General features: G+C 32.5%; 6 protein-coding genes and 1 pseudogene. 5 read left to right on the top strand and 2 right to left on the bottom strand.

The annotated features are described in order from the left end of the window. Nucleotides 1-106 precede the first annotated feature (106 nt). Nucleotides 107-675: pseudogene (locus ACTS9J_RS13425) on the top strand (IS982 family transposase); the annotation flags it as partial. Nucleotides 676-736: 61 nt separating this feature from the next. On the opposite strand, the gene ACTS9J_RS13420 reads toward ACTS9J_RS13425, so the two are convergent. Beyond that, nucleotides 737-1,333 (bottom strand): ribonuclease HII, encoded by a 597-nt coding sequence (locus tag ACTS9J_RS13420; RefSeq protein ID WP_313252838.1) that lies wholly within the window; start codon nt 1,331-1,333, stop codon nt 737-739. 102 nt (nt 1,334-1,435) lie between these two features. On the opposite strand from ACTS9J_RS13420, the gene ACTS9J_RS13415 reads away from it, so the two are divergent. From ACTS9J_RS13415 to ACTS9J_RS13405, 3 genes are all read left to right on the top strand, one after another. Beyond that, the gene (locus tag ACTS9J_RS13415; RefSeq protein WP_286484830.1) at nt 1,436-4,657 is read left to right on the top strand and encodes a SusC/RagA family TonB-linked outer membrane protein; all 3,222 of its coding nucleotides are present in this window, start codon (nt 1,436-1,438) and stop codon (nt 4,655-4,657) included. A 12-nt stretch (nt 4,658-4,669) separates the two neighbouring features. Then, the gene (locus ACTS9J_RS13410; RefSeq protein WP_286484829.1) at nt 4,670-6,106 is read left to right on the top strand and encodes a SusD/RagB family nutrient-binding outer membrane lipoprotein; all 1,437 of its coding nucleotides are present in this window, start codon (nt 4,670-4,672) and stop codon (nt 6,104-6,106) included. A gap of 99 nt (nt 6,107-6,205) precedes the next feature. Then, entirely contained in the window at nt 6,206-7,591 is a 1,386-nt protein-coding gene (locus ACTS9J_RS13405) for a T9SS type B sorting domain-containing protein (RefSeq protein WP_448353331.1), read from the top strand. Between the two features lie 42 nt (nt 7,592-7,633). Here ACTS9J_RS13405 and guaB read toward each other — a convergent pair whose 3' ends face one another. Beyond that, a complete protein-coding gene (guaB, locus tag ACTS9J_RS13400; RefSeq protein WP_115002117.1) occupies nt 7,634-9,094 on the bottom strand; it encodes an IMP dehydrogenase in 1,461 nt (486 codons plus the stop codon). 251 nt (nt 9,095-9,345) lie between these two features. On the opposite strand from guaB, the gene ACTS9J_RS13395 reads away from it, so the two are divergent. Then, nucleotides 9,346-12,930 carry a glycosyltransferase family 117 protein gene (locus tag ACTS9J_RS13395; RefSeq protein ID WP_448353330.1) on the top strand — a complete coding sequence of 1,195 codons (3,585 nt, stop codon included), beginning with the start codon at nt 9,346-9,348 and terminating at the stop codon, nt 12,928-12,930. Nucleotides 12,931-12,977 lie beyond the last annotated feature (47 nt).

Below are 12,977 nucleotides of genomic sequence, written 5' to 3'. Positions count from 1 at the left end.
CAGTATAAATAAAGCTACATATTTTAAAAATTGTAAATTATTATTAAACTCAAAGATCGTATTATAACTGTTATGCATTTGATTGAAAATAAGTAAATTAATTTAACTTGATAGTATACCATTGGAGGTGTGTAAAATAGCAAGAATTAAACGCTCGAAAATTTGCAAATAAAATCAGTTTAGTGCACCAAATAGAGGTTTTTGTGCTTCTCAGTAAATGTCTCTTAAGGCTATAAACTTTATGCTGATTGTTCTTTAAGATGTGTTTTCTAGAGTATTGATATTAGTCCTGCATCTGTTCATGATATTTATTTTTTGAAAGATATAAAATCTCAACTATCAGATTGAGTGCTACTTGGTGATAGAGATTATTAGTTGCAAACAATTCAAATTTATTTATTTAATGAAGTTAATATATGATTAGAATCACCAAAAAGATCGAATCAAAAAGATTACAAACCTCAGTTTTATTCATTCAAAAAGTATCGAAAAAGAATTGAAACTTTTTTTTCTCAACTATGTGATCAATTTATGATTATACGCAATTATGCAAAGACTTTTGAGGGGTTTAAAACCAGAATTCTAGCTAAAATTACTGCACAAACATTGAATCAGTACATTATTAAAATACACTTAAATCGAAATATTAATAATCTAAAAACTCAAATTATTTAAAATGCACAACGGGTATTATATATAAAACGAGAGCATTATATAATGCTCTCATTTTTATTTTCTATAAATCTAAGCTTAATTGATCTGGTAATAATTTAAATGTCATTCTATGATAAGGAGTAGCTCCATATTCTTTTATTGCTAAGCGATGAGCTTTTGTTGGATAACCTTTATTTTTTTTCCAATCGTACATTGGAAATTCTTCGTGGATTTTTTCCATATATTCATCACGATACGTTTTTGCTAAAATAGATGCTGCCGCAATATTCATATATTTTGAATCACCTTTTATAATACACTCGTGTGAGACATCATGATATTTATTAAAACGATTTCCATCAACAACAATCAAATCTTTCGGACAATCTAATTGATCTATTGCTCTATGCATGGCCAAAAAACTAGCGTTTAAGATGTTTATTTCATCAATTTCATTTGGCCAAACAATTCCAATTGCCCAATATTTAGCATTTTCTTCTATAAATGTTCTCAACGAATTTCTTTTCTTTTCAGATAATTGTTTTGAATCATTAATAATATCGTTTTCAAAATCTTCTCCCAAAATAACTGCTGCTGCTACAACTGGACCACTTAAACACCCCCTTCCTGCTTCATCACAACCTATTTCATATTCGTGATTTGATAAAACTTTATACAATTTTTTATTTTTTTAACAAAGTTATCAAAATTTAGCATAAAAAAGTTTTGTAAATGTTATAGAAATCTTAAGTTTATGAAAGTTTTAAAAATGTTTTAACAGATGAGGAGAAATTTAAAAAACTTGTTTGTATTAGGAGGGCTTCTTTTAGGAGCTTCTTTATATGCGCAAGAAAAATCAGTTACAGGTACTGTAACTGATGGTGATGGTTTTCCAGTTGCAGATGCAGTAGTGAAAAGTTCTTCTGGAAAAGAGGTTTATACTGATGAGAATGGTAATTTCAGTATAGAAGCAGCTTCTGGAGAGAAAATCACAGTAGAATCAATAGGGTTGAGTCAAACTTTTACAGTAGGAGCTTCAAGTACTTATAATGTATCTTTGAAGAAATCAGAGATAGTTGAATTAGAGGGTGCTGTAGTAACTGCTTTAGGTATTACTCGAGATAAAAAATCGTTAGGATACTCTACTCAACAAGTTTCAGGAGAAACTATTTCTGCTGTTCCAGTTTCAAATTTTGCTGATGCTTTATCTGGGGAAGTGGCTGGTTTAGATGTTAAATCTTCAGGAACTATGGGAGGTTCATCTAATATGGTTATCCGTGGTTTTGGTTCATTATTTGGAAATAACCAAGCTTTAGTAGTTGTAGATGGAACTCCTATAAATAATGGTACTAATAATACTAGTGATCAAACTACTGGTCGCGGGGGATATGATTATGGTAATGCTGCTTCAGATATTAACCCTAATGATATTGAAACATTGAACGTATTGAAAGGAGCTGCGGCTACTGCTTTATACGGGTCGCGAGGTCAGAATGGGGTTATAATGATTACTACAAAAAGAGGTAAGAAGAACAAAGGTATTGGAGTTGAATTTAATTCTGCTGTAACCGTAGGTTCTGCAGATAAATCTACTTTGCCAAGATACCAAAAGAAATATGGTGCTGGATACGATGCAGAAGGTTCGTCAACAGTAAATCCATATTTTGATGCAGCTCCTGGAGGTTCTTTAGCTACTCAATTTGGTGCTGATGCATCTTATGGTGCAGCTTTTGACCCTAATTTAATGGTTTATCAATGGAATTCATTATTTGAAGGATTATCTACATATGGAAAAGCTACACCATGGTTAGCTGCGAAAAATGATCCTAATTCTATTTGGGGAACATCTTCAACTTATGTTAATTCAGCTTCTTTCTCGGGAAGTAATGAAGATGGAGGTTTCCGTGTTAGTTTTACTAATAATCTAACAAATGGAAATTTAGCTAATAGTGAATTGAAAAGAAACACTTTAAGTTTTAGTGGAGATTATAAAATTACTGATAACTTAAAGGCTACTGCAAGTATTATTTATACAAATAATAAAGGAAAAGGTAGAGTAGGTACGGGGTATGATGGTCTTAACCCTATGCAAGCTTTTCGTCAATGGTGGCAAACAAATGTTGACTTGAAAGAACAAGAACAGGCTTATTGGTTAACAAAAAGAAATGCATCTTGGAATGTAAAAAGTTTAACTAATTCATCTCCGCAATATACTGATAACTATTATTGGGTTAGATATGAAAATTATCAGAATGACTCAAGAGATCGTTATACAGGAAATGCAGCATTAGATTATAAAATTAATGATTGGTTAAGTGTAACAGGACGATATGCTTTTGATAATTATGATGAATTAAGAGAAGGTAGAGTTGCTGTAGGATCTGCAGGTTCTTTAGGAGAATATATGTACTTCAAGCAGTCTGTTTCTGAAAACAACTATGACTTAATTTTAAATATCAACAAAAATATTACAGAAGATATTAGTTTAGATGCTAATGCGGGTTGGAATTTAAGAGTAGAAAAAACTGATCGTTTCGTAGGAAATACAAACGGAGGATTAAGTATTCCAGGTTTATATACTTTAGCAAATTCAAAGAATGCATTAACAGCGGCAGATATAAGTCAATTTAGAGGGACTAAAAAAGTAGATGGGATGTATGCTCGTGCTAGTTTAGGATTCTACAATATGTTTTATTTAGATGGATCTATTAGAACAGACAGATCATCTTCTTTATGGAGTGGAGCTCAAAATAGATATTGGTACCCTTCTGTATCTGGAAGTTTTGTGTTCTCTGAGTTGACAAAAGGAACTTTTGTTAATTTTGGAAAATTAAGAGCTAACTACGCTATTGTAGGTAATGATACAGATTTATATAACCTATATAATACATATGCTTTAAATGCATCATTTGAAGGAGTAGGTTCAGCTACTAACCCTTCTCGTTTCAAGAATCAATTTTTAAAACCTGAGACAATGAAAGAGTTTGAGGTTGGTTTAGAAATGGGAATGTTTAAAAATCGTGTAACATTTGATGTTTCTTATTATAATAGAAAAACAGTTGACTTAATTACACCAGTAGATGTATCATCTTCATCTGGAGCGTCTTCTATTTGGATGAATGCAGGAGATATGGTCAACAAAGGTATTGAAGCTTCATTAAATGTAATACCTGTTAAGTCAGAAGACTTTTCTTGGAGATTAGGATTCAATTTTGCTAAAAATAAAAATGAGGTGTTAAAATTAGCTGAAGGAGTAGATTATCTACAGTTAGCTAGCATGCAAGCGTCTATTTCTATTGGAGCTCAAGTTGGAGAAGCATATGGTGTTATTAGAGGTACTGGATTTGTTTATGATGATAATGGAAACAAAGTTGTTGGAGCGAATGGACAATATTTAGCATCACCTACAACTACTGTTATTGGTAATATGAATCCTGATTGGACTGGAGGTGTTAAAAATACATTCTCATATAAAAACTTAAGTTTAAGTTTCTTAATTGATTTCCAAAAAGGAGGAGATGTTTTCTCTCTTGATACATGGTATGGATATGCAACAGGTTTGTATGATAACTTTACTACAGGATTGAATGACCTTGGAAACCCAGTTCGTAATTCTATTGCAAATGGTGGTGGAGTTATTTTACCAGGTGTGAAAAAAGACGGATCTGTAAATGACGTTAGAGTAGAAGCAAGTACTGGTTATAATAACCCTTGGGGATATTTAAGTGGAACTGCACCTAGAGAGGCTCACGTATACGATGCATCTTTTGTTAAATTAAGAAATGTTACTTTAACGTATGATCTTCCTGAGAAGATGTTAAATAGTACATTTATTAAGAAATTATCAATTTCAGCTATTGGTCGAAACTTATGGATTATTCATAAGAATGTACCTTTCTCAGATCCTGAAGCTGGTTTAAGTGCGGGTAATATTCAAGGTTATCAATCAGGGGCACATCCAACAATTAGAGAAGTTGGAGCTAGTATTAAAGTTCAATTTTAAAAGAATTATCAAATGAAAAAGATATTATTAGGAATAGTAACAGTTTTTGCATTAAATTCTTGTACAGATGAGGAGTATGATAAATTAAATCATGATCCTATTAACCCGGAGGCTGTGCCTGCTAGTTATTTAGTGACAGGAGCGACGACAAGTTATTTTTATAGAATGATTTCGACAAACGTAAATCAGAATATATTTAGATTAGTTTCTCAGTATTGGAATGAAACTCAATATACACAAGAAACAAATTACGATTTAGAAGGGAGAAGTATTAGTGACAATTTATGGAATGAAATTTCTATGAATGTTCTTTATGATCTTAATGAAGCTAAAAAAATGGTTGATAATGATAAAACATTATCTCAAGCTCAAAAAGATAATCAAAAAGCTATTATAGACTTAATGGAAGTTCAATCTTGGCAATTGTTAGTTGATACTTTTGGTAATATACCATATTCTGAAGCTTTTCAAGGTGCATCTAATGTAAATCCTAAGTATGATGACGCTAAGACTATTTATGCTGATTTGATTAAGAGAGCTATAGCTTCTACAAATAAGTTAAATGTTGGTGCTGCAGGTTTTGCTGGAAATGATATTATTTATAAAGGGGATGTATCTAAATGGAAGAAGTTTGGAGCCTCACTACAGCTAAAATTAGGTATTCAATTGGCTGATGTTGATGCTGCTTTAGCTTCTTCAACAATTATAAATGCTGTTAATACTGGTGTATTCACTTCTCAAGCTGATAACTTTACATTAGTTTATACAGGTGCTGAACCTTATACAAATCCATTATGGATTGATTTAATCAAAAGTGATAGACAAGATTTTGTTGCGGCAAATACAATTGTTGATTATATGAACGGATTGAACGATCCTCGTAGAGCTAAATTTTTTAGACAAAATTTAGGTGCTGGAGTTTATAAAGGTGGAGTTTATGGGCAAGCTACTCCTTTTGGAACGCATACTCAAATTTCAGCTACATTAGAGGATATTAAATATCCAGGGACTTTATTAGATTATACAGAAGTTCAATTTATGTTAGCAGAAGCTGCTGCAAGAGGAATTGCTGTAGGTGGTTCGGCAGCTGATTTATATAACAAAGCAATTAAAGCGTCTTTCGAATTTTGGGGGAATACAACAGCAGAAGCTGATGCTTATTTAGCTCAACCAAATGTAGCTTATGCAACAGCGGCAGGTACTTGGAAAGAAAAAATTGGGACTCAGTATTGGATTGCAATGTATAATAAAGGTTTTGAAGGATGGAATGTGTGGAGACGTTTAGACGCTCCTAAGTTTAATGTTGCCCAAGCAACTAAAACTCCAGTTCCTTTCAGATATACATATCCTGTACGTGAAAGAAACCTTAATAAAGTTAATTACGAACAAGCTGCTTCAGCAATTGGAGGAGACAAAATGGAAACTAAACTATTCTGGGATAAATTTTAAAAAAAGAATAGTTATTTAATTATAAACCACCTCATATGAGGTGGTTTTTTTGTATTAATGATTTATTTTTTTGTAATTTAAATTTTCATTAATTGCTATATGAGTCCATTAAAATTTTTTGGTTTTTTATTTTTTATTTATTCAGCTATTTACGGTCAACAAATTGATGTTAAAAATTTAAATTTAATTGAATGCATTGATCAGAGACCTGGTGAATATATTTACGTAGGGAGAAGTTATTTAGCTTATTTTCAAAGAGAATTTTTTAAACAAAATATTGAATTTCAGGCTGGTGATTGGGAATTAAATGGGTCTTTGTATAAAACACCCGAAAGTGCTAATTATAATTCAGATCCAGATCCTTATAGCTTTGATAGTGATTCTAGGAGCTATATGGTACCATATAGTAATCCATTAATAATATATCTTAGATTGAATGAAGTTACAATTCCTCCAAGAGAAGATAATAAACATTATGTTGTAAAGTCGGTCACTAATTTTTTAATTAATCCAAGAGTAATAAACACAACATTAGATGGTTGTAAAATTGATGATAATACACAAAAATTTAATCTTAATGATGATTATTTAATTAAAGAATATCGCTCAACTGTAGGAAATCCCTATAAGTTTGAAATTTTTAGAAATAGAACAGATACAAATCCAATACCAGAAACAGAATGGATTAATTTTATTTTAAGAAAAGGAGAATCAAATAAATTATATGTAAAAGTAACTTATTTAGATAATGCTAATCCCTGTCATAGTTTTTATGAGATGACTTTAAAAGCAACAGACTATTCCATTCAAATGGATAAAACTGAATTTGAGTTTTGTGGAACTCCTTTTGTGGTTAATGGTCCAGATAATCAATCTAATTATGAATGGTATTTTAATGGCGATTTAAAATCAACTCAAAAAGAAGTGAAAGTTGATGCCTTGGGAGAATGGATTGTCTATTTTGATAATGATTTGGGTTGTAAATCAAGTGTCAAAATTAATGTGATTCCGGAGAAAGAAAGATCGCGTATAGAAAAAGTAACTGCAACTTCTAATAGTATTACGATAATTCCTTTTCCAAATGCTAATATTGATAGTTATTCTTTAGATGGTATTACTTTTCAGAATAGTGGTACATTTTTCAATCAAACAGCAGATTTAATAAGCATTTGGTATAAAACTAAATTAGGTTGTGTTTTTGGACCTATACCTTTTGATATTGCTAACGGCTTCAATTTTTTATCACCAAATGGTGATGGAATTAATGACACTTGGAGTTTGAGAAATAAAGATTTTTATAAAAATGCTAAAATTCAGATTTTTGATCGATATGGAAAAATTGTTGCGAATGGAATCGTAAATGATATTCTACCTTGGAATGGTAAACATAATAATTTTATATTGCCAATAGGAACTTATTGGTTTATAATAAAAGATGATAAAGAGACGCTTAAAACAGGATATATCGTTTTAAAAACAAAATAGCAAGCCAATTGGCTTGCTATTTTGTTTAATATATTGATATTCTTAATTCGAATAATTGGGAGCTTCTTTAGTGATTACAACATCATGCGGGTGAGATTCGTGTAACCCAGCGCCTGTGATACGTACAAATTTTCCGTTTTCAATTAAATCTTGAATTGTTGGAGTTCCGCAGTAACCCATTCCAGCACGTAATCCACCGCATAATTGGTAAACAACTTCTGCAATAGAACCTTTGTGAGGAACACGACCTTCAATTCCTTCTGGAACTAATTTTTTCGCATCAGCTTGGAAATAACGATCTTTAGAACCACGTTTCATTGCAGCTAATGATCCCATTCCTTGATAAGCTTTAAATTTACGACCTTGGAAAATAATTTCTTCTCCTGGCGCTTCATCTGTTCCAGCGAATAAACTTCCTAACATTACCAAGTTTGCCCCAGCAGCAACCGCTTTTACAATATCACCTGATAATTTGATTCCACCATCTCCAATAATCGAAACATTTCTTGTTTTTGCATAAGAATGTACATCATGAATAGCAGAAAGTTGAGGTACACCAACACCAGCTACAACACGAGTTGTACAGATAGAACCAGGTCCAACACCAACTTTTAAAGCATTTGCTCCAGCATCAATCAAAGCTTTTGCTGCTTCAGCAGTTACAATATTTCCACCCACGATATCTAATTCAGGGAAAGCATTTCTAACTTCAGCAACTTTACTAATAACTCCAGCAGAATGTCCGTGAGCTGAATCTAACGCTACGATATCAACACCTTTGTTTACTAAAGCTTGAACGCGTTCTAATGTATCAGCACCAACTCCAACTCCTGCACCAACACGTAAACGACCTTTTGTATCTTTACATGCATTAGGGAATTCAGTTAAATTGTCAATATCTTTTATCGTAATTAATCCGATTAATTTATTGTTTTCGTCAACGATTGGTAATTTTTCGATGCGGTAACGAGAAAGAATTTCTTTTGCTTTCTTAAGGTCAGTATCAATATCAGAAGTTACGATATTTTCTTTTGTCATCACGTCTTCTACCAATTGATCGAAGTTTTCTTGGTAACGAATATCACGATTTGTAATAATTCCAACCAATGTTCTATCTTCTTCAACAACTGGTAAACCAGAGATTTTGTATTTCTCCATTAAGTTTACTGCATCTTGCAACTTGTGATGACGAGATAAAGTAATTGGATCAGAAATCATTCCGTTTTCTGAACGTTTTACCATATCAATTTCATTCGCTTGTTCTTCGATCGACATATTTTTGTGAACGAAAGATAAACCTCCTTCACGAGCTAATGCAATCGCTAATCTTGCTTCGGATACAGTATCCATCGCAGCAGAAACTATCGGAATGTTAAGGGTGATATTGTCTGTGAATCTTGTTTGTAGAGATACTTGGTTCGGTAATATCTCTGAGTAGGCAGGCACTAATAACACATCGTCAAAAGTGAAGCCCGTTTGTAGAATTTTGTCTGTTAAAGGCATTGCTTTTTGCATTGCAAATTTAGATGAAAAAAGTTTAGAATCAAAACTATTTGAGAAAATGTATCTTTATTTTGAAGGATTTGATGTTTTGTTAATATGTAAATGAATCGATTAGAAACTTTAAAATTAATTTTAAAATATTCGATAAATCTATATTGTTTAGATGAGATTCTAATCAGAATTTAATCATTTCAATCCTAAGCTATATCAATTTTTTATCTTATTTTCGCAAGATAGTTTATTAAAACAAAATGGATATAAATTTCAAAAAGTGGAACAACATCTTGGGTGTTGCGATGTTCTTGATAGCGACAATATTGTATTTGGCATCGATGGAACGTTACCTGAGTTTGTGGGATTGTGGTGAGTACATTGTATCATCAGCAAAATTGGGAATTACGCATGCACCAGGAGCAGCTTTGTTCCAAATAATGGGAGCAGTTTGGTCTGGTTTAGCTTTTGGTGACGGAAGCAAATACGCCATATTAATCAACAGTACATCTGCCTTGTATAGTGCAGGAACAATTATGTTTTTGTTTTGGACAATTACATATTTTGCTCGAAAAATGTTTGCAAAAACGCAAGATCCAATGAATGTCGATGCGATTGAACTAAATGCTTCTCAAAAAATTATAACATTAGGAAGTGGATTAGTTGGAGCTGCAATTTTTATGTTTAGCGACACATTCTGGTTTTCTGCGGTAGAAGGAGAAGTTTATGCAATGGCATCTTTCTTTACTGCGCTATTATTTTGGCTGATTACAAGATGGGATCAAGTCGCAGATACACCTAGAGGAAACAAATGGTTGGTAATTATTTCGTTGGTGATTGGTTTATCGGTTGGTGTTCACTTAATGGCAATGTTAGCAATTCCAGCAGTTTGTTTTGTATACTATGCTCGAAAATATAGATTTACAATCAAAAGTTTCTTAATCGCAAATGTTATTACATTGATTATTTTAGCTTTTGTATTCAAAATAATTTTCCCAGTTGTAATGACTTTCTTTGGTAGAACAGAGATTTATGTAGTCAATAATTTGGGAATGCCTTTCAATTCTGGGACAATTATCGCCGCTATTATTTTAATCGCAGTCTTCTATTTTGCGATTAAATTAACACAGAAATATGGTTCAGCATTATTGAATACAATTTCGTGGTGTGTGATTTTTATGTTGATTGGTTTCTCATGTTGGTTAGTTATTCCGATTCGTGCAAACGCAAATCCTCACATGAATTTGAATGATCCTGATACAGCTTTGGGTGTTTTAGATTATTTTAATCGTGAACAATATGGTTCTTGGCCTGTGATGTACGGACCAGTTTTTACGGCTCATATTGCAAGTGACGGAATCAAGCGTGATACTAATGGAGCGCCAGAAAGTACAGTTCGTAGTTCTGAATATATTAAGGATAAACGTACAGGAAAATATTTGAAAGTTTCGGATCGTTTAGATTATACATACGAAGATAAATATGTGAAGTTTTTCCCTAAAATGTTCAGTCCTGACCCAGGTGTAATGGAGAATTATGCAGCAGTTTATGCTTTTCCAAAATTCTCTTTGAATGCACAATATGCGGGGGATAAAGAAGCGCAACAAATGTACGCGCAATTAGTAGAGAAACGTCAAAACAGACAATTAAAAGTTGCAGAACTTAAGAAATATGGTGAGATTTTAGATATCGAACCACCTACATTTGGTGAACAATTTAATTACTTTATTGATTACCAAATCAACTATATGTTTATCCGTTACTTTATGTGGAATTTCTCTGGTCGTCAAAACGATTTAGAAGGTAATTTCGAGATTACAAAAGGTAACTGGATTTCAGGAATTCCATTTATTGATAATCCACGTTTAGGAGATCAATCAAAATTACCAGATGAATATAGAAATGATGGAACAAATGTGTATTTCATGTTACCATTATTCTTAGGTTTAATCGGATTATTTACACAATTAAACAGAAATTTTGTCAACTGGTGGTCATTGTTGTCATTGTTTATTTTAACAAGTGTCGGAATCATCTTTTACACATCTGTAAAACCTTTCGAGCCTCGTGAACGTGATTATGCATTGGTAAGTTGTTTCTATGCATTTGCGATTTGGGCAGGTTTAGGTGTGCAAGGAGTTTATTTATTACTTCAGAAATTGATGAAGCAAGAGCTGAAACCATCTTTAGCAATAGGAACGACTGTAATTTTAGCTGGTATTCCAATTTTAATGGGAGCTCAAAACTGGGACGATCATGATCGTTCAGAGCGTTCTGTAGCTTATTCTTTGGCGTACAATTATCTGAATCCGCTCGATAAAAACGCTATTCTTTTTGTCTATGGTGACAATGATACTTATCCACTTTGGGGATTACAAGAAACCGAAAATTTCCGTGATGATGTAAAAATTGCGAATTTAACGTTGGCTGCTTCTCCATGGAATTTAGAGCAATTATTACGCAGAACGTACAATGCAGCACCACTTCCAAGTGATTTGAAACCGAAAGATTATCAATCTGGAACTAACGATCAAATTTTTGTGGTTGGAGGTTCAATTAAAAATATTTTTGATCAAATAAATGGTTTCATCAAACCAGGATCTAATCAAACATTAGAAACGTTAAGTCAAATGCCAATCGAGCAAGTTGCTCAATATTTATCTGATCCTGAAATTGATCCAAACCAAGTGATGTCAGTTTATAAAAGTTTAAAACCTTTACAAAAATATTTAACGACAGATAGTATGACCGCTAAAGAAGCGATGGATTTTATTTTAGATAATAAATCACCAGAAAAACAAGCTTTAGCAGATTATTTTGGTTATCCAATTGGTGGAGCAAATTATTTACCTGTTTCTAAAATTGTAGTTCCTGTAAATAAAGCAAACGCGCTAAAATATGGAATTGTAAGTGCAAAAGATGCCGATAAAATGGTTGATTCAATCACAATTAATATCAAAGCGTCAAGTTTGTTCAAAAACAATTTATTGTTGTTGTCAATGATGGCGAAATACAATTGGGATCGTCCTATTTACTTTAGTGGTGGAGGAATTTCTGATCCAGAAAATACATTCTACATGAATGATTATTTATTGAATGCTGGAATGAGTTATAAATTAGTTCCGATTTATACCCCTTTTGGTAAAGGAGGAATTATTGGAGCTTCTGATAATGATATGTTATTAAGAACATTTAATTCATACAAATGGTCTGGATATAATAATCCTGATGCGTCATTTAGTTTGACAGAACGTAACTACACATCTTCTTATAGAAATACTGCGGTTCGTTTGGCAGATGATTTATTGAATGCTGGACGCAAAAAAGAAGCGATTGCAGTTTTGGACAAAGTGATGTTAGAAATTCCTGCTTTAGCGAAATACGACATTGGTTATGGAGTAAGTAGAATTGTCGGAATTTATTTGAAAGCTGGAGAGGATAAAAAAGCACAAGAATTGTTTGCACATGTTCGTAAAGAAGCAAATGCGAAAATAGCTTTCTTTGAGTCGTTGCCTTCAGGGAAAGGATATTCAATTGGTTCAGATTTAGCCGCGGCTAAAAATGATTTGATGATGTCAATCTACAACGAAGCTTCCGCTTTAGGTGAAAGAGGTGATAAAGAAAAAGCATTGAAAGTTTTCGAATCTGCTTATAATCCTGTATTGAAGAAATTCGAAACCTTATATAAAGAAGTTGTGGCAGATGGAAAAGTTGACGCAGCTGATCAAGCAAAAATCATGAATCAGTTTAATTATTTAGACGAAATGATTGGTGTAGCTGCAGAAATTGATACCAATTATGCGAAACAACAACAGAATATTTTATACAAAATGGTCGGACAATAAGTCAAATCAATAAACACAGAAAAGCTCCAAAAATTATTTTGGAGCTT

Source organism: Empedobacter sp. ULE_I140 (assembly GCF_053482575.1).
The sequence above is the reverse complement of the archived record's forward strand: the minus strand, read 5'-3'. Positions and strand labels throughout refer to the sequence as shown.

Coding starts and splice junctions, on each gene's coding strand:
- ACTS9J_RS13415 (WP_286484830.1), top strand. CDS start 1,436: ATGAGGAGAAATTTAAAAAACTTGTTTGTATTAGGAGGGCTTCTTTTA.
- ACTS9J_RS13410 (WP_286484829.1), top strand. CDS start 4,670: ATGAAAAAGATATTATTAGGAATAGTAACAGTTTTTGCATTAAATTCT.
- ACTS9J_RS13405 (WP_448353331.1), top strand. CDS start 6,206: ATGAGTCCATTAAAATTTTTTGGTTTTTTATTTTTTATTTATTCAGCT.
- guaB (WP_115002117.1), bottom strand. CDS start 9,094: ATGCCTTTAACAGACAAAATTCTACAAACGGGCTTCACTTTTGACGAT.
- ACTS9J_RS13395 (WP_448353330.1), top strand. CDS start 9,346: ATGGATATAAATTTCAAAAAGTGGAACAACATCTTGGGTGTTGCGATG.